The 18,053-nt window shown below is 53.0% G+C and carries 14 protein-coding genes and 1 pseudogene; 12 read left to right on the top strand and 3 right to left on the bottom strand.

Annotated elements, in window-relative coordinates:
• The first annotated feature begins 20 nt into the window (after positions 1-20).
• The 6 genes from J4728_RS19720 to foxA all read left to right on the top strand — a co-directional run bounded on the left by J4728_RS19720 (position 21) and on the right by foxA (position 6,026).
• The gene (locus tag J4728_RS19720; protein WP_000393711.1) at positions 21-1,424 is read left to right on the top strand and encodes a cytochrome ubiquinol oxidase subunit I; all 1,404 of its coding nucleotides are present in this window, start codon (positions 21-23) and stop codon (positions 1,422-1,424) included.
• Positions 1,421-2,431, top strand: a complete 1,011-nt coding sequence (gene cydB / locus J4728_RS19715; protein ID WP_000151047.1) for a cytochrome d ubiquinol oxidase subunit II — start codon at positions 1,421-1,423, stop codon at positions 2,429-2,431. The genes J4728_RS19720 and cydB overlap by 4 nt, the downstream gene beginning before the upstream one ends.
• Positions 2,377-2,562, top strand: a complete 186-nt coding sequence (locus J4728_RS24310) for a DUF2474 domain-containing protein (RefSeq protein WP_305954967.1) — start codon at positions 2,377-2,379, stop codon at positions 2,560-2,562. The genes cydB and J4728_RS24310 overlap by 55 nt, the downstream gene beginning before the upstream one ends.
• The gene (locus J4728_RS24015) at positions 2,481-2,672 is read left to right on the top strand and encodes a hypothetical protein (RefSeq protein ID WP_229023857.1); all 192 of its coding nucleotides are present in this window, start codon (positions 2,481-2,483) and stop codon (positions 2,670-2,672) included. Before J4728_RS24310 ends, J4728_RS24015 begins: the two co-directional genes overlap by 82 nt.
• 95 nt (positions 2,673-2,767) lie before the next feature.
• Positions 2,768-3,772 (top strand): ferrioxamine uptake transcriptional regulator FoxR, encoded by a 1,005-nt coding sequence (gene foxR, locus J4728_RS19705; RefSeq protein ID WP_000074596.1) that lies wholly within the window; start codon positions 2,768-2,770, stop codon positions 3,770-3,772.
• Positions 3,773-3,917: 145 nt separating this feature from the next.
• A complete protein-coding gene (gene foxA / locus J4728_RS19700; RefSeq protein WP_208212285.1) occupies positions 3,918-6,026 on the top strand; it encodes a ferrioxamine B receptor FoxA in 2,109 nt (702 codons plus the stop codon).
• Positions 6,027-6,066: 40 nt separating this feature from the next.
• Here the strand turns inward: foxA and J4728_RS19695 are convergent, their stop codons facing one another.
• Positions 6,067-6,699 (bottom strand): LysE family transporter, encoded by a 633-nt coding sequence (locus J4728_RS19695; RefSeq protein WP_000433131.1) that lies wholly within the window; start codon positions 6,697-6,699, stop codon positions 6,067-6,069.
• A 231-nt stretch (positions 6,700-6,930) separates the two neighbouring features.
• Between J4728_RS19695 and yahO the strand changes: the two genes are divergently transcribed.
• Positions 6,931-7,206: a DUF1471 family periplasmic protein YahO gene (gene yahO / locus J4728_RS19690; RefSeq protein WP_000848026.1), complete on the top strand. Its 276-nt coding sequence runs from the start codon at positions 6,931-6,933 to the stop codon at positions 7,204-7,206.
• Between the two features lie 135 nt (positions 7,207-7,341).
• Here the strand turns inward: yahO and prpR are convergent, their stop codons facing one another.
• Entirely contained in the window at positions 7,342-8,967 is a 1,626-nt protein-coding gene (gene prpR / locus J4728_RS19685; RefSeq protein WP_208212283.1) for a propionate catabolism operon regulatory protein PrpR, read from the bottom strand.
• A 264-nt stretch (positions 8,968-9,231) separates the two neighbouring features.
• Between prpR and prpB the strand changes: the two genes are divergently transcribed.
• The 4 genes from prpB (at position 9,232) to prpE (ending at position 14,827) form a co-directional block, all read left to right on the top strand.
• Positions 9,232-10,119 (top strand): methylisocitrate lyase, encoded by an 888-nt coding sequence (prpB, locus tag J4728_RS19680; RefSeq protein ID WP_000052229.1) that lies wholly within the window; start codon positions 9,232-9,234, stop codon positions 10,117-10,119.
• A 122-nt stretch (positions 10,120-10,241) separates the two neighbouring features.
• Positions 10,242-11,411 (top strand): 2-methylcitrate synthase, encoded by a 1,170-nt coding sequence (gene prpC / locus J4728_RS19675; RefSeq protein WP_023219099.1) that lies wholly within the window; start codon positions 10,242-10,244, stop codon positions 11,409-11,411.
• A 37-nt stretch (positions 11,412-11,448) separates the two neighbouring features.
• Positions 11,449-12,900 carry a bifunctional 2-methylcitrate dehydratase/aconitate hydratase gene (locus J4728_RS19670; RefSeq protein ID WP_208212281.1) on the top strand — a complete coding sequence of 484 codons (1,452 nt, stop codon included), beginning with the start codon at positions 11,449-11,451 and terminating at the stop codon, positions 12,898-12,900.
• A 40-nt stretch (positions 12,901-12,940) separates the two neighbouring features.
• Positions 12,941-14,827, top strand: a complete 1,887-nt coding sequence (prpE, locus tag J4728_RS19665; RefSeq protein ID WP_000010214.1) for a propionate--CoA ligase — start codon at positions 12,941-12,943, stop codon at positions 14,825-14,827.
• Between the two features lie 103 nt (positions 14,828-14,930).
• Here the strand turns inward: prpE and hemB are convergent, their stop codons facing one another.
• A complete protein-coding gene (gene hemB / locus J4728_RS19660; RefSeq protein ID WP_208212279.1) occupies positions 14,931-15,905 on the bottom strand; it encodes a porphobilinogen synthase in 975 nt (324 codons plus the stop codon).
• Between the two features lie 512 nt (positions 15,906-16,417).
• Between hemB and J4728_RS19655 the strand changes: the two are divergent.
• A pseudogene (locus J4728_RS19655) lies at positions 16,418-17,926 on the top strand (autotransporter outer membrane beta-barrel domain-containing protein); the annotation flags it as partial.
• Positions 17,927-18,053 lie beyond the last annotated feature (127 nt).

The following is an 18,053-nucleotide window of genomic DNA, read 5'->3' as shown; positions in this document are numbered from 1 at the left end:
ATATATAAACGGGAGGGAACATGGAGTTTGATGCCTTCTTTTTAGCGAGACTCCAGTTTGCCTTTACCGTCTCTTTTCATATTATTTTCCCCGCGATTACGATTGGCTTAGCCAGTTACCTGGTGGTACTGGAAGGTTTATGGCTAAAAACGCGTAATCCTGTCTGGCGCTCGCTCTATCAGTTCTGGCTCAAAATTTTTGCCGTCAACTTCGGGATGGGCGTGGTCTCCGGTCTGGTCATGGCTTACCAGTTCGGAACGAACTGGAGCGGTTTCTCCCAGTTCGCCGGCAGTATCACCGGGCCTTTATTAACCTATGAAGTGCTCACCGCATTCTTCCTGGAAGCGGGATTCTTAGGCGTGATGCTTTTTGGCTGGAACAAAGTCGGGCCGGGCCTGCATTTCTTGTCTACCTGTATGGTGGCGTTGGGCACGTTAATGTCGACGTTCTGGATTCTGGCGTCTAACAGCTGGATGCATACCCCGCAGGGATTTGAAATTCACAACGGTCAGGTGGTCCCGGTGGACTGGTTCGCGGTGATTTTCAACCCGTCGTTCCCGTATCGCCTGTTGCATATGTCCGTTGCGGCGTTTTTAAGTAGCGCGATGTTTGTCGGCGCGTCCGCAGCCTGGCATTTACTAAAAGGTAACGATACGCCGGCTATCCGCCGTATGTTCTCGATGGCGTTATGGATGGCGGTCGTGGTGGCGCCCGTTCAGGCATTGATTGGCGATATGCATGGCCTTAACACCCTGAAGCATCAGCCGGTCAAAATCGCCGCGATTGAGGGGCACTGGGAAAATACGCCCGGCGAGCCAACGCCGCTTACGCTGGTAGGCTGGCCGGATATGGAGGCGGAACGGACCCGCTATGCGCTTGAGATCCCGGCGTTGGGCAGTCTGATCCTGACGCATAGCCTGGACAAACAGGTGCCTGCGCTAAAAGATTATCCCAAAGAGGATCGCCCCAACTCTACCGTGGTGTTCTGGTCTTTCCGTCTGATGGTGGGCATGGGCGTACTGATGATCTTCCTGGGGCTGGCCAGCCTGTGGCTACGCTACCGACGCCGACTGTATCATTCGCGGCCCTTTATGCACTTTGCGCTGTGGATGGGGCCGTCCGGGCTTATCGCCATCCTTGCCGGATGGGTGACGACTGAAGTAGGACGTCAGCCGTGGGTGGTCTATGGCCTGCTGCGAACGCGTGATGCGGTTTCCGCGCACAGCACCTTGCAGATGAGCATCAGTTTGCTGGCCTTCTTTGTGGTCTATTCCCTGGTCTTTGGGGTTGGCTATATTTATATGATTCGTCTTATCCAGAAAGGGCCGCAGCCGGCGGAGACACCGACCGCTGAAACCGATGGCAGACCTGCGCGTCCTATCTCTGCCGTGGGAGAATCGCTTGAGCAGGAGAAACGCGAATGACCATCGATCTTCCGGTTATCTGGTTTGCTATTATCGTGTTCGCCACGCTGATGTATATCGTGATGGATGGTTTCGATCTGGGCGTCGGTATCCTGTTTCCGTTTATTCGTGATAAACACGATCGCGATGTTATGGTGAACTCGGTCGCGCCGGTATGGGACGGGAACGAAACCTGGCTGGTGCTGGGCGGGGCCGGGCTTTTTGGCGCTTTCCCGTTGGCTTATGCTGTCATCACCGACGCGCTGACTATCCCGCTGGTGGTTATGCTGCTTGGTCTTATCTTTCGCGGCGTCGCGTTTGAATTCCGTTTTAAAGCCACCGAGTCGCATCGCGCGTTCTGGGATAAATCCTTTATCGTCGGGTCAATCCTGGCGACCTTTGCCCAGGGGGTTGTGGTGGGGGCGGTGGTGAGCGGTTTTCAGGTGGAAGGGCGAACCTTTAGCGGTTCGCAGCTTGACTGGCTGACGCCGTTTAACCTGTTCTGCGGCGTCGGTCTGGTCGTCACCTACGCGCTGCTGGGCGCAACCTGGCTGATTATGAAAAGCGAAGATCCGCTGCATAGCCGGATGTGCGCGCTGTCGCGCCCGTTGTTGATCGTCTTGTTGTTGGTGATGGGAGGCGTCAGCGTGTGGACGCCGCTCACCCACGACGACATCGCCGAGCGCTGGTTCACGCTGCCCAATTTATACTACTTCCTGCCGGTGCCTGTGCTGGTGTTGGCTTTTAGCGTCTGGCTATGGCGCAGCGTGAAAAAACCAGAATCCCATGCGCGTCCATTTATTCTCACGCTAGGGCTGATTTTTCTGGGGTTCAGCGGGTTAGGCATCAGTATTTGGCCGAATATTATTCCACCGGATATTTCGCTGTATGCCGCCGCCGCGCCGCCGCAAAGTCAAAGCTTTATGCTGGTTGGGGCGCTGATAATCATCCCGATTATTCTGGCTTATACCTTCTGGAGCTACTACGTCTTCCGTGGAAAAGTGCGACATGGAGAGGGATATCACTGATGGTTAAAGTGAAAAAATGGTCGCGGCGAGTCGTATGGATGGTCGCGATATGGTGCGCCAGCGTGCTTCTGCTGGCGGGCGTCGGAATGTTGTTCAGACTGCTCATGACCTCCGCAGGATTTCGCTCCTGACTGATACCCCCGGACGCGCTTTCGTCGCTGGCGAAAGCGCGTTTTTATCGACAGATCGGCGTTTATCGATCACCTTTGCTCGCCTTATCTCTTCCCTCAATAGCGGTTGATAATTATTCTCATCTTTATTGTCGTTCCCGGGCCGCAGTGATATGGTTACACAGTGGCTAACGCTCTGGTATAACGCAGATAAACGGTATTGATAATGTCTCCGATCTCCTGTCACTCTTCCGCCGCCCCGGCGATGAAAAAGATCTTTTCCGTCAGCGACTTCATCGCGTTTGGCGAGCGTTATGGCATTGATTACCGCTTCCCTGCGTTACCGCAGTATACGCAGAGTAGTCCCGTACTTCATGGCGATATCGAAGAGATAGCGCTTCCCGGCGGGATTTGCATTACACGCTCGGATGTTCACGTGTTACAACCTTATGAAACCACCTCTCGCCATAGCAGTCCGCTGTATATGCTGGTGGTGCTGGAAGGTAACGTCGCGCTGGCTGTCAATGAGCAGACCTTTTTGTTGAGCGCGGGGATGGCGTTTTGCTCGCAACTGAGTGAGCAGCAGACGATACGCGCCCATCACGGCGCAGACAGTAAATTGCGCACCTTGTCGCTGGGAATGTACCCGGACGGCGGATGGCGGGAGCGTTTGCCTGGCTCGCTGGCAGACGAGTGGGAACATAGCGCAACCTCGGCGAGGGTCTGGCAGGTGCCGGAGTTTCTGCTTTCGGGGCTACGTTATGCGCAGCAGCCCGGACCTCATGCGGCGTCACGCCAGTTAATGCTGGAAGGCATCATGCTGCAATTGCTGGGCTATGCGCTAAATCTATGTCAGCCCGCAACGCAAAAACGCGGGCTTCCCGTCACCGGTGAATACCAGCGGCTGGAGCTCATTCGGCGTTTACTGGAGCAGACGCCGGAAAAAGCCTACACGCTGAACGAACTGGCGCGTCGGGCGGCAATGAGTCCAAGTAGCCTGCGGTGCAAGTTTCGCCATGCCTATGGGTGTACCGTGTTTGATTATCTGCGCGATTGCCGCCTGGCGCGCGCGCGTCGTTATCTGATGGAGGGATACAGCGTGCAGCAGGCCGCCTGGATGTCAGGCTATCAACATGCCACAAACTTTGCGACGGCATTTCGTCGGCGTTATGGCTGCTCGCCCGGCGAGCTGCGTGACGCGTCTCTGACGGCGTCCCGACACTGTGCGTAACGCGCCCCGCCAGAACGGTAATATCCGCTGCTAACCCGGTTTTCTGCCGCTTTGGGTGATTTTTTATCATTGCGCATAGGCAATCTGGCGTTACGCATAGTGGTCCGTCATCTCTAAAAGGTAATAATTCTTATTTACAATAAAGATGCCTTTGGAGATGTTCATGTTTGCGACAACGCGTATGGCGCTATTGATAGGCGGAGCTATCGGCGGCGCGACTTTTCCTCTTTCTGCCCAGGAAACCACAAAAAATGATACCGTCATTGTCACCTCGCCCGTTCAGAGTGGCGCGACCAAGCTGGCGACGCCAGATATTGAAACGCCGCAGTCGGTATCCATTATTACCCGCCAGCAGTTTGAAGAGCAGGGCGCAACCAGCGTGCGTCAGGCGGTCAGCTACACCCCAGGCGTATACAGTAACCAGATAGGCGCCTCTAACCGCTTTGATTACATCGTATTGCGTGGTTTTTCGGACGGTAGTCTGGATAACGTCTATCTCGACGGGTTAAAAATGATGGGCGACACCAATTCGCACAGTTCGTTGGTGGTTGACCCCTGGTTTCTGGAAGATATCGAGGTGGTACGCGGCCCGGCGTCCGTTCTGTATGGTCGTTCATCGCCAGGCGGCATTGTCGCGTTGACGTCGCGAAAACCGGCGTTTGATGCCGGGGGAGAAGTGAAGCTGTTTGCCGGCAATCACAACCAGCGCGGGGCGGCTTTTGATGTGACCGGCCCACTGGATGACAATGAACGTGTGGCGGCGCGTCTTAGCGGCATGACACGTTACGCCGATTCGCAGTTTACCCCCTTGAAAGAGGAACGTTATGCGCTGATGCCGAGCCTGACCTGGCGAATTACCGATCGGACGCGTCTTGATCTTATGGCCTATCTGCACCGTGATCCGGAAGGCGGTAGCCACTCCGGACTGCCTTATCAAGGCACGGTTGTACCTTATAACGGCAGAAAAATTTCTAACACTTTCTTTGAAGGTGAAGATGACTACGACAAATACGATCGCCGTGAAAATATGGTGGGTTATAACATTGAGCATCTGTTCGATAACGGCTGGTCGGTACGGCAAAAATTGCGTTATTTGCATACCAAAGTGACGTTGAATCAGGTCTATGCCGCAGGTTGGTTGAATGAAACGGCGCTGAATCGCGGCTATTCCGGCTCTGGGGAGAAAATGTCGGCTATCGCGCTGGATAATCAGCTCGACGGCAGCGTGGATACCGGGGCGATTAATCATCGTCTGCTGGTGGGGATCGATTATCAGGATCGCAGTAATCATACTACTGGCTATTATGGCGCGTTTCCGCCGATTGACGCTTTCAACCCCGTTTATGGCGCTCAGCCGGATTACATTACGTTGTATAGCCGTGAAAAACATAAGCTGCGGCAGACCGGATACTATTTACAGGATCAGATGTCATGGGATCGCTGGCGCTTTACGTTGGGCGGTCGTTACGATCGGGTCAGCGTGTCTAACATCGACAAACTTCATGATTCACGCAGCGATCTCGATAAAAACAACGTCAGTACCCGTGCTGCGTTGCTTTATCTGTTCGACAATGGCGTCGCCCCCTATCTCAGTTATTCTACCGCGTTTACGCCGACCAGCTTCGCCGACGAAAACGGCAATGTGCTGGAACCGATGAAAGGCAAGCAGTGGGAGGCGGGGGTAAAATACGAACCGCTGGGGGGGAATAGCCAGTTTAGCGCCGCCGTGTATCGTATTAACCAGACAAATATCGCGACCAAAGAAGAACCTACCGATCCGTACCGCTCGATTGGTGAAATTGAGTCTAAAGGGGGGGAACTGGAGGCCATTAGCCATTTGTCGGATAGCGTCCGTTTGCAGGCGGCGTATACCTATACTGATATCCGTTATAAGAAAAGTAGCCCGCAAGAGCAGGGTAAGCGCGCGGTTTATGCTCCACGGAACCAGGCCAGCGCCTGGCTAAGCTACGATGTGAAAAGCGGTCTGTTAGAGGGGCTGACTTTGGGCTCCGGCATCCGGTACGTCAACGGCGTGACCAGCGATCGCCTGAATACCCACACGTTGCCGTCCTATACACTGGTCGACATGGTGGTTGGGTATGATTTATCCAGCATTGGGTTAAATGGCTTGAGCGCCCAGCTCAACGTAAATAACCTGACGGACAAACGCTATGTCGCTGCCTGTAATTCGCTCTCTTATTGTTATTTTGGCGCCGAGCGTAGCATTGTAGGCAGCGTGTCATGGGCGTTTTGATAACGCTTATCGTCCGGTAGCAAAGGCTACCGGGCAAACATTAGCGGTGCGTCACGCCTTCATAGAGAAGTCTGAGCGCAAACATCCCGATAATGGCGCCGATAACACGGCTGGCAATGCGCTGTATACGCCCATAAGCGCGGCGGACTGCGGGGAGCGAAAAGGCCTGGCTGAGAAAAATACGCCAGATAACGGATGACAGCACAATTCCGGCCCAGGCCATTAACCTTGCCCATGTGGGCGTTTCTGCGCTAAGCGTTACGGAAAAAATACTGATAAAAAACAGTACGGTTTGCGGATTGGATAAATCGGTCATTAATCCCCGGCGAAAGAAAATCGTCCACGGGGCGGCAATCGGCGTCTGGAGCGTGCTCATTTGCGGCGTCGCCTGGTGGCGAATACTGTTCCAGGCGAACCATAATAAATAGGCGCCGCCGACAATTTTGATAAGAGAAAATACCGCTTCGCATTGCGTAATGAGCGTCGCCAGACCGAAAAGCCCCAGCCCGGAATAAAAGGCGTCTCCCGTGGCGACGCCCAGGCCGGTGATGACTCCCGCCCGGCGTCCTGATGCGAGGCTGGTTTGCACCACCACAAACAGATTCGCGCCGGGATTAAAAAAGGTTAACACAAACAGACTGACGGTAAGCACAACGGCATGAAACGGCTCCATAGGCAACTCTTCTCTTAGCCTCAAGAAATAACGTTCATCTTATTAATAGTCAAACCAGATGATTGCGAGTGAGATCACAAAGCAGGGGCGTTTTAATCCGCGTTGTTACGCCGACAGAGCGGGGGCTGACTGGATTTTTCCAGCAATCTACACTACTTATTTAATCAGTCCGAACGGCCTTTTTGTTCTGATAAAGCGATGATGGCGTAATAATAAAACGAGGGTTTTGCTATGAAAACTGGCTACAAGGTTATGCTTGGCGCATTAGCGTTTGTCGTGACAAACGTTTATGCCGCAGAAATCATGAAAAAAACGGACTTTGATAAAGTCGCCTCCGAATACACGAAAATTGGCACGATTTCCACCACCGGGGAAATGTCGCCGCTGGACGCCAGAGAAGATTTAATCAAAAAGGCGGATGAAAAAGGGGCGGATGTGGTGGTGCTGACGTCCGGGCAGACAGAAAATAAAATTCATGGTACGGCTGATATTTATAAAAAGAAATAAAAGCGTTGCATCATAAAAATACCCGCCTGGGTTTCCGGCGGGTATATTTATTCCTGGCAACCGGCATCCGTTTTGCCGGATGACGGCCTGCAGTAAACGTAGCGCCATCAGGCATTCAGGACGCGGTCATTTGTCTTAATTATCCGACTGGTCTTTGGCACCAGCTTTTAAACGACGCCACAGAGTGGTGCGGCTAATCCCCAGATAACGCGCCGCGGCGCTCTTATCGCCCTTAAAGCGCGCCAGTACATCCTGTAACGCGTTCGCATCCACGGTTGAAGGCGTCAGCTCTGCTGTGTTCACCATAAGCTCAGGTAATAACTGCCGCATAAATTGCCTGTCCAGCGTTGGCGCGGGATCGACGCTTAAAAAAAGCGCCAGGCGCTCCATCATATTACGCAGTTCGCGAATATTACCGGGCCAGCGCCAGGCCAGCAAAAGCGGCTGACACTGTGTCAATCCATGACGTATCGATTCGGTAAACGGAATTTCCATCGCTGCCAGCGACTGTTTTAAAAAGCTTTCCGCGAGCGGCAAAATATCAGCCTGCCGCTCGCGCAAAGGAGGAAGCGTCAGACGCAGAATACTCAGGCGATAAAAGAGATCGGGGCGAAAACGTCCTTGCATTATCTCCCGATCCAGATCGCAATGCGTAGCGCTGATCACCCGGACATCCACCGGGATCGGCTGGTGTCCGCCGACGCGAGTGACGGCTTTTTCCTCCAGTACGCGCAAAAGTCGGGTTTGTAACGGCAAGGGCATTTCGCCGATTTCATCCAGAAGCAGCGTGCCGCCGTGTGCGATTTCAAACAGCCCCGCCCGGCCTCCTCGTCGTGAACCGGTAAACGCACCCTCTTCATAACCAAACAGTTCCGCTTCCAGCAACGACTCGGTAATCGCACCGCAATTGACGGCGACAAAGGGAGGGGATGGCTTATTCTGACGGTGAGGCTGGCGGTGAAAAAACGTCTGGTGAATCGCCTGCGCCGCCAGCTCTTTTCCGGTCCCTGTTTCCCCCTGAATCAGCACTGCCGCACGGGAGCGGGCATAGAGCGTAATCGTCTGGCGGAGCTGCTCCATTTGCGGCGACTGGCCGCGTATATCGCCCAGTTCATACCGGGTTTGTAATCCCTTGCCGGATGAGTAATCCACGCGCTGGCGCCGTGTCAGACGGGTCATATCCAGCGCATCATGAAAAGCCTGACGAACGGTCGCCGCGGAATAAATAAAGATGGCGGTCATTCCTGCCTCTTCCGCCAGATCGGTAATTAATCCCGCGCCGACGACGGCCTCAATACCGTTGGCCTTAAGTTCGTTAATTTGCCCGCGCGCGTCCTCTTCGGTGACATAGCTTCGCTGTTCAAGACGGAGGTGAAACGTTTTCTGAAAGGCAAGTAAAGCCGGAATGGTCTCCTGATAGGTCACGATACCGATAGACGAGGTGAGCTTTCCCGCTTTCGCCAGCGCCTGTAATACATCGAATCCGCTGGGCTTGATGAGGATCACCGGTATTGACAGGCGACTTTTTAAATAGGCCCCGTTCGAACCCGCCGCGATAATCGCGTCGCAGCGCTCGGTCGCCAGTTTTTTGCGAATGTAGGTCACCGCCTTTTCAAAGCCGAGTTGAATAGGCGTGATGGTCGCCAGATGATCGAATTCCAGGCTGATATCCCGAAACAGTTCGAACAGACGCGTTACGGAGACCGTCCAGATCACCGGTTTATCGCTATTATCGCGCGGAGCGCTGTGAGCAGTCGTCATTGCAGTAGGCTCATCTTTAAGGGGCGATTTTTTGTTTTAAACGTGTTTCATAAATGTTGCAATGAAACGGGGGATTCGTTTCATGAAACGTTAGCTGACACGTTTTTCTTTTCCCTTAATCGCGCTTATTCATAACAGGCATTACTGTAATTACCTGTTTTTAAATCTCATTGTATTTAATTTTCTCGCTGCCTCTTTGCCTGGCATAGCCTTTGCTTTGGTGAATACATCTTGAATAACAATTTACTAACATGAGGACGAGATATGTCTTTACATTCGCCGGGGCAGGCATTTCGCGCCGCGCTCTCTAAAGAGAATCCATTACAAATTGTCGGCGCTATTAATGCCAACCATGCTCTGTTGGCCCAACGGGCCGGGTATCAGGCTATCTATCTTTCTGGCGGCGGCGTAGCGGCGGGCTCGCTCGGACTGCCGGATCTGGGGATTTCGACGCTGGATGATGTGTTAACCGATATCCGGCGCATCACGGATGTTTGTCCGCTGCCGCTGTTGGTAGATGCGGATATTGGCTTTGGCTCCTCCGCCTTTAATGTCGCGCGGACGGTAAAGTCCATAGCCAAAGCGGGTGCCGCCGCGCTGCATATTGAAGACCAGGTTGGCGCTAAGCGCTGTGGACACCGTCCAAACAAAGCGATCGTCTCGAAAGAGGAGATGGTAGACCGAATTCGGGCGGCAGTGGATGCGCGCACCGATCCGAACTTTGTGATCATGGCGCGTACCGATGCGCTGGCGGTGGAAGGGCTGGAGGCGGCTCTCGATCGCGCGCAGGCTTACGTGGACGCGGGGGCAGACATGCTGTTCCCGGAGGCGATCACCGAACTGTCGATGTACCGCCAGTTCGCCGACGTGGCGCAGGTGCCGATCCTCGCCAACATCACTGAGTTTGGCGCGACGCCGCTGTTTACGACCGACGAGTTGCGTAGCGCACACGTGGCGATGGCGCTCTATCCGCTGTCGGCGTTTCGCGCCATGAACCGCGCCGCAGAAAAAGTCTATACCGTGCTGCGCCAGGAAGGGACGCAAAAGAACGTGATCGACATCATGCAGACCCGCAACGAGCTGTACGAAAGCATCAATTACTACCAGTTCGAAGAGAAGCTGGACGCGCTGTACAGGAATAAAAAATCGTAGCCTGTAGGCCTGATAAGGCGAAGCCGCCATCAGGCAATGCCGGATGGCACTACGTTTATCCCGCCTACGGTACGGCCTACACGCCTCAATACCCTACACATTACAATAATGACGAGGACAATATGACAGACACGACGATCCTGCAAAACAACACGCATGTCATTAAGCCTAAAAAATCGGTCGCGCTTTCCGGCGTACCTGCCGGAAATACTGCTCTGTGTACCGTGGGAAAAAGCGGTAACGATCTGCACTATCGCGGTTACGACATTCTCGATCTGGCGGAGCACTGCGAATTTGAAGAAGTCGCGCATTTACTGATCCACGGAAAATTACCGACCCGCGACGAGCTGAACGCGTATAAAAGCAAGTTAAAAGCGCTGCGCGGATTACCCGCCAATGTCCGTACCGTTCTGGAAGCGTTACCGGCGGCCTCGCACCCGATGGACGTGATGCGTACCGGCGTTTCCGCGCTGGGCTGCACCCTGCCGGAAAAAGAGGGACATACCGTCTCCGGCGCGCGCGATATTGCCGATAAGCTGTTGGCTTCGCTCAGCTCTATCCTTCTTTACTGGTATCACTACAGCCACAACGGCGAACGTATTCAGCCGGAAACCGACGATGATTCCATCGGCGGCCATTTCCTGCATCTGCTGCACGGTGAAAAGCCAACCCAAAGCTGGGAAAAGGCGATGCATATTTCGCTGGTGCTGTATGCCGAGCATGAGTTCAACGCCTCGACGTTTACCAGCCGGGTGATTGCCGGAACCGGCTCGGATGTCTACTCCGCGATTATCGGCGCGATTGGCGCGCTGCGCGGCCCGAAACACGGCGGGGCGAATGAGGTGTCGCTGGAAATTCAACAGCGTTATGAAACGCCGGACGAGGCAGAGGCGGATATCCGTAAACGCGTGGAAAACAAAGAGGTGGTGATTGGCTTTGGACATCCGGTTTACACCATCGCCGACCCGCGCCATCAGGTGATCAAACGGGTGGCGAAACAGCTTTCAGAAGAAGGCGGCTCGCTGAAGATGTACCACATCGCCGACCGTCTGGAAACGGTGATGTGGGAGACCAAAAAGATGTTCCCGAATCTCGACTGGTTTTCGGCGGTCTCCTACAACATGATGGGCGTCCCTACCGAAATGTTCACCCCGCTGTTTGTCATCGCCCGCGTTACCGGCTGGGCGGCGCACATTATTGAACAGCGTCAGGACAACAAAATTATTCGTCCTTCCGCCAATTATACCGGCCCGGACGATCGCGTATTTGTGCCGATCGAAAAGCGTTGCTAATTAAAACCTCTAAATATAAAAACAGGAGTTGTACCCTATGTCCGCACATATTTCGAACGTTCGCCCAGACTTTGACCGTGAAATCGTCGATATCGTGGATTACGTGATGAACTACGACATCACCTCAAAGGTGGCGTACGACACTGCGCATTACTGCCTGCTCGACACGCTCGGCTGTGGTCTGGAAGCGCTGGAATACCCGGCCTGTAAAAAATTGCTTGGGCCGATCGTGCCAGGCACGGTGGTGCCCAACGGCGCACGCGTGCCGGGCACTCAGTTCCAGCTCGATCCGGTACAGGCAGCCTTTAACATTGGCGCGATGATCCGCTGGCTCGATTTTAACGATACCTGGCTTGCCGCCGAGTGGGGCCATCCTTCCGATAACCTCGGCGGTATTCTGGCGATTGCGGATTGGTTGTCACGCAACGCCGTCGCCGCCGGCAAAGCGCCGCTGACCATGAAACAGGTATTGAGCGGGATGATCAAAGCCCATGAAATTCAGGGCTGCATCGCGCTGGAAAACGCCTTCAACCGTGTCGGGCTTGACCATGTGCTGCTGGTGAAAGTGGCCTCGACCGCGGTGGTCGCTGAAATGCTGGGGCTGACGCGCGATGAGATCCTCAACGCGGTATCGCTGGCGTGGGTGGATGGGCAGTCGTTGCGCACTTATCGTCATGCGCCGAATACCGGTACGCGCAAATCCTGGGCGGCGGGCGATGCGACTTCGCGCGCGGTACGTCTGGCGCTGATGGCGAAAACCGGCGAGATGGGCTATCCCTCGGCGCTCACCGCCAAAACATGGGGCTTCTACGACGTTTCATTCAAAGGTGAAACGTTCCGTTTCCAGCGTCCTTACGGCTCCTACGTGATGGAAAACGTGCTGTTCAAAATTTCTTTCCCGGCAGAATTCCACTCGCAAACCGCCGTCGAAGCGGCGATGACGCTGTATGAGCAGATGCAGGCCGCGGGTAAAACGGCAGCGGATATCGAGAAAGTGACCATCCGTACCCACGAAGCCTGTCTTCGCATTATCGATAAAAAAGGCCCGCTCAATAACCCGGCGGACCGCGATCACTGTATCCAGTATATGGTCGCCGTGCCGTTGCTGTTCGGACGGTTAACCGCGGCGGATTATGAAGACGAGGTGGCGCAGGACAAGCGTATTGACGCCCTGCGCGAGAAAATCATGTGTTATGAGGACCCGGCTTTTACCGCCGACTATCACGACCCGGAAAAACGAGCTATCGGCAATGCGATCACCTTGGAGTTTACTGATGGCTCACGCTTTGGCGAGGTTGTCGTGGAGTATCCGATTGGTCATGCGCGTCGCCGCGCCGACGGTATTCCGAAGCTTATCGAAAAATTTAAAATTAACCTGGCGCGTCAGTTCCCGACTCGCCAGCAGCAACGCATTCTGGATGTCTCCCTAGACAGAGCCCGCCTGGAGCAGATGCCGGTTAACGAATACCTCGATTTATATGTCATCTGAGCCAGCCAGCAGTAAGGCGTAAGTTCAACAGGAGGGCGTGATGTCTTTTAGCGAATTTTATCAGCGTTCCATTAACGAACCGGAGGCGTTCTGGGCCGAGCAGGCCCGGCGTATCGACTGGCGACAGCCGTTTACGCAGACGCTGGATCATAGCCGTCCACCATTTGCCCGCTGGTTTTGCGGCGGCACCACTAACTTATGTCATAACGCCGTCGACCGCTGGCTGGATAAACAGCCGGAGGCGCTGGCGCTGATTGCCGTCTCATCAGAGACCGATGAAGAGCGCACATTTACCTTCAGCCAGTTGCATGATGAAGTCAACATTGTGGCCGCCATGTTGCTGTCGCTGGGCGTGCAGCGTGGCGATCGCGTATTGGTCTATATGCCGATGATTGCCGAAGCGCAGATAACCCTGCTGGCCTGCGCGCGCATTGGCGCGATCCATTCGGTGGTCTTTGGCGGTTTTGCCTCGCACAGCGTGGCGGCGCGCATTGACGATGCCAGACCGGCGCTGATTGTGTCGGCGGATGCCGGAGCGCGGGGCGGTAAAATTCTGCCGTATAAAAAGCTGCTTGATGACGCTATTGCGCAGGCGCAGCATCAGCCGAAACACGTTCTGCTGGTGGACAGAGGGCTGGCGAAAATGGCATGGGTGGATGGGCGCGATCTGGATTTTGCCACGTTGCGCCAGCAGCATCTCGGTGCGAGCGTGCCGGTGGCGTGGCTGGAATCCAATGAAACCTCGTGCATTCTTTACACCTCCGGCACTACCGGCAAACCGAAAGGCGTCCAGCGCGACGTCGGCGGTTATGCGGTGGCGCTGGCAACCTCGATGGACACCATTTTTGGCGGCAAGGTGGGCGGCGTATTCTTTTGCGCATCGGATATCGGCTGGGTCGTCGGCCACTCCTATATCGTTTACGCGCCGCTGCTGGCAGGCATGGCGACTATTGTTTACGAAGGACTGCCGACGTACCCGGACTGCGGGGTCTGGTGGAAAATTGTCGAGAAATACCAGGTTAACCGGATGTTTTCCGCCCCGACCGCGATTCGCGTGCTGAAAAAATTCCCAACGGCGCAAATCCGCAATCACGATCTCTCCTCGCTGGAGGCGCTTTATCTGGCCGGTGAGCCGCTGGACGAGCCGACGGCCAGTTGGGTGACGGAGACGCTGGGCGTACCGGTCATCGACAATTATTGGCAGACGGAGTCCGGCTGGCCGATCATGGCGCTGGCCCGCGCGCTGGACGACAGGCCGTCGCGTCTGGGAAGTCCCGGCGTGCCGATGTACGGTTATAACGTCCAGCTACTCAATGAAGTCACCGGCGAACCTTGCGGCATAAATGAAAAGGGGATGCTGGTGATCGAAGGGCCGCTGCCGCCGGGCTGTATTCAGACTATTTGGGGCGACGATGCGCGTTTTGTGAAGACTTACTGGTCGCTGTTTAACCGTCAGGTTTATGCCACCTTCGACTGGGGAATCCGCGACGCCGAGGGGTATTACTTTATTCTGGGCCGTACCGATGATGTAATTAATATTGCGGGCCATCGGCTGGGGACGCGAGAAATAGAAGAAAGTATCTCCAGTTACCCGAACGTAGCGGAAGTGGCGGTGGTGGGGATAAAGGACGCTCTGAAAGGGCAGGTAGCGGTGGCGTTTGTCATTCCGAAGCAGAGCGATACGCTGGCGGATCGCGAGGCGGCGCGCGACGAGGAAAAAGCGATTATGGCGCTGGTGGACAACCAGATCGGCCACTTTGGTCGTCCGGCGCATGTCTGGTTTGTTTCGCAGCTTCCCAAAACGCGTTCCGGAAAGATGCTTCGCCGCACGATCCAGGCGATCTGCGAAGGCCGCGATCCGGGCGATCTGACAACCATTGACGATCCCGCGTCGTTGCAGCAAATTCGCCAGGCGATCGAAGAATAGCCGTAAGCCGGATAAGCCGCGTTCGGCAACGGGTTAGACTCAGCGGCTGAATAGTGGGGCGTAAAGTCGGGAAAGGGCGGCAGCGCGCCGCCCTGTAACAGAATTAACGCAGAATATTTTTCTCAGCCAGATCCAGTGCGAAGTAACTGAAAATCAAATCGGCACCGGCGCGTTTAATCGAGCCCAGACTTTCCAGCACGACCTTTTCTTCATCGATGGCGCCAGCCATAGCAGCAAATTTAATCATGGCGTATTCACCGCTCACCTGGTAAGCGCCAAGCGGCAACTCTGTGCGTTCGCGGATTTCACGCAGCACGTCCAGATACGCGCCGGCCGGTTTCACCATTAAGCAATCCGCGCCCTGGGCTTCGTCGAGCAGTGATTCACGAATCGCTTCACGGCGGTTCATCGGATTCATTTGATACGTTTTGCGGTCGCCTTTTAACGCGGTGCCCGCTGCTTCACGGAAGGGGCCGTAGAAAGAAGAGGCGAACTTAGTGGAGTAGGACATTATTGCCGTATCGGTAAAACCGGCGGCATCCAGCGCCTGGCGGATAGCCTGGACTTGTCCATCCATTGCCGCGGAGGGCGCAATAAAATCTGCTCCAGCCGCCGCCGCGATAACGGCCTGCTTGCCGAGGTTGGCCAGCGTCGCATCGTTATCCACGCCGTGTTCGCACAACACGCCGCAGTGGCCGTGCGAGGTGTATTCGCAGAAGCAGGTGTCGGACATGACGATCATCTCCGGCACGGTTTGCTTACAGATGCGGGACATTCTTGCCACCAGGCCGTCTTCTTTCCAGGTATCGCTGCCGGTGTCATCAGTATGGTGAGAAATGCCGAAGGTCATAACGGAACGAATGCCAGCATTTGCGATACGTTCAATCTCTCGCGCTAGCTGCTTTTCCGGGATACGCATTACGCTGGGCATGGCATCAATAGCTTTGTAATCGTCGAGTTCTTCTTCAACAAAGATCGGCAACACCAGGTCGTTCAGGCTAAGTGTTGTCTCTTCAAACATAGCGCGCAGCGCAGCGGATTTGCGCAGGCGGCGAGGGCGATGGATAAGGTCTGTCATGGTCTGCCTGATGTTTGTGGAATCGAAGGCCCAGTATACCTGAATCTGCAGGCAGATGTTTTACGAAAACGGTCCTTAACGTAGCAGGCGCAGCCCCGGCGGCGGCGGAACATGGCGCTTCTTTTATATACCGAAGATTAATACCTCAGGCACTATATCATTTTAAATAAGAATTAGTTTTACGTTGTTTTTAGTTTTATTTCATCGTCATTTAAGTAAATGTGGGTTTCAACATTATTCATGTTTATTTTGTTTTTCTTTAATCCATATTTATCTTATATGTGTTTTGTTTTTTTATTTTCTTGTAAGGCCATGAAAAAGAATGCTTTTCAATTATAAATTTTCCTTTTATTACGTCCTTTTAATTCATGTCCGAATCCGGACTGAGGATAAAGAATAATTGAACCTTTTAGCAATAACGCCGCATAATCCTTCTTGCTAAACATCTGTATGTTTTTATGCATTGATAATTGATGGATCAACTATATTACGTCCCTGAGGAGGGATGACAAATGCACTCCTGGAAAAAGAAATTTGTAGTCTCACAATTAGCATTGGCTTGCACTCTGGCAATCACTTCTCAGGCGAATGCTACTACATATGATACTTTTGGGTACCATGACGATGCAGCCACTGTTTTTGGCTGGGATGATACCAACGATCATGACTATCTAACTTATGGTGGTTATGTCTACAACACCCCAGCTAGTGATAGCGGCTATTTTGATACAAAATTTACTGGTGACACTGTAAATGGTGTTATTTCAACTTTTTATCTGAATCATGATTACGCCAATGATACTGCGAATACATTGGATGTTACCAACTCAGCCATTCATGGTATGATTACTTCTTACCAGATTGGCTACGGTCAATATGTTTGGACTAACGGTAGTGATTATACGACCCATGATTGGGTTGATGATGATACTTTTAATCTAAACATTTCTAATTCTACAATCGATGATGACTTTGAGGCGTTTTACTTCACTGATACCTATCTCGATTCTGATGGAAAAACAGTCAAAACCGATTATGACAAATTGGTTACTGCTGGTTTAGGCACTGCTATAACCCTTGACGTTGAAAGTAATATTAATATTACTAACAATTCTCATGTGGCTGGTATTGCTCTTTACCAAAAAGATCTTGGCAATTCAACATATACAACCGAAGCACATCAGTGGGATAACACTATTAACGTAGCGAATTCAACTGTAACTTCAGGTTCTTGGTCCGAAGATGAAGAACAAGGCCATTTTGGCAATTCAAGTGAACCAAGCGATTATAATGGCAATGGTTGGAATAACGATGATGTTGCTTTAGCTTTTGTTGACGATCCTTATTCAAATTACCGTATGGTAAACAACGTTACGTTTACCGACTCGCAGTTACTGGGGGATGTCGTCCTTCAGATCTCCTGGAATTATAATTTCTATTCTGACGGCCGTTTAGTCGATGATTCCACTACCGTCTATACGAATGGTGGTTGGGCAGATGATGATCAAAACGTTGATCACCTGACATTGACCCTGAATAACACTAAATGGGTTGGTGCGGCGTTTAATGATTCACAGTCAATGGATCCAGTGCAATTCTATGATGTTGATGCCAATAGCTTAGATCCAGACTCGACTAATTATGATGCCTGGGGACGTGTTAATAGTGCTGCTTCCTTCCAGAGCGGTATCTTTGATGTCAGCTTGAATAATGGATCTGAGTGGGATACCACAAAAACATCTGTAATAGATACCTTAGCAGTAAATAGCGGCTCTCAGGTTGATGTTGCTAATGGCTCCAGTTTAACCGCTGATACCATTACTCTAAACGGTGGTTCAGCTATGAACATCGGGGAAGGTGGCTACGTTGATACTGATCACCTGACCGTTGATACTTTCAGTACAGTTACTTTGGCTGATGATGTCAGCAGTGCATGGAGTGATGATGCACTGTATGCTAATACTATTACCGTAACTCACGGTGGTATGTTAGATATTCAAACCAACAATACAAACGCAGATTGAGTTGCCACGGATAATCTAGACACTTTCGAGTCGTCGGTAATATCGGTTTTCATATTCTGTCGGTGGCATCTTATCGCTCGAACCATGCCGACGCTTACTGTTATAAAACATTTCGATGTAATCA

This window comes from Salmonella sp. 32070601201500089SM (genome assembly GCF_017573605.1).
Classification (GTDB): Bacteria; Pseudomonadota; Gammaproteobacteria; order Enterobacterales; family Enterobacteriaceae; genus Salmonella; species Salmonella enterica.
This window is presented reverse-complemented; position numbering and strand designations above follow the sequence as displayed.

Bases quoted from the DNA above. Each gene is read 5' to 3' on its own strand.
- prpE (WP_000010214.1), top strand. From the start codon at position 12,941: ATGTCTTTTAGCGAATTTTATCAGCGTTCCATTAACGAACCGGAGGCG.
- J4728_RS19670 (WP_208212281.1), top strand. From the start codon at position 11,449: ATGTCCGCACATATTTCGAACGTTCGCCCAGACTTTGACCGTGAAATC.
- prpC (WP_023219099.1), top strand. From the start codon at position 10,242: ATGACAGACACGACGATCCTGCAAAACAACACGCATGTCATTAAGCCT.
- foxA (WP_208212285.1), top strand. From the start codon at position 3,918: ATGCCTTTGGAGATGTTCATGTTTGCGACAACGCGTATGGCGCTATTG.
- foxR (WP_000074596.1), top strand. From the start codon at position 2,768: ATGTCTCCGATCTCCTGTCACTCTTCCGCCGCCCCGGCGATGAAAAAG.
- hemB (WP_208212279.1), bottom strand. From the start codon at position 15,905: ATGACAGACCTTATCCATCGCCCTCGCCGCCTGCGCAAATCCGCTGCG.
- J4728_RS24015 (WP_229023857.1), top strand. From the start codon at position 2,481: ATGGTGCGCCAGCGTGCTTCTGCTGGCGGGCGTCGGAATGTTGTTCAG.
- cydB (WP_000151047.1), top strand. From the start codon at position 1,421: ATGACCATCGATCTTCCGGTTATCTGGTTTGCTATTATCGTGTTCGCC.
- prpB (WP_000052229.1), top strand. From the start codon at position 9,232: ATGTCTTTACATTCGCCGGGGCAGGCATTTCGCGCCGCGCTCTCTAAA.
- yahO (WP_000848026.1), top strand. From the start codon at position 6,931: ATGAAAACTGGCTACAAGGTTATGCTTGGCGCATTAGCGTTTGTCGTG.
- prpR (WP_208212283.1), bottom strand. From the start codon at position 8,967: ATGACGACTGCTCACAGCGCTCCGCGCGATAATAGCGATAAACCGGTG.
- J4728_RS19720 (WP_000393711.1), top strand. From the start codon at position 21: ATGGAGTTTGATGCCTTCTTTTTAGCGAGACTCCAGTTTGCCTTTACC.
- J4728_RS19695 (WP_000433131.1), bottom strand. From the start codon at position 6,699: ATGGAGCCGTTTCATGCCGTTGTGCTTACCGTCAGTCTGTTTGTGTTA.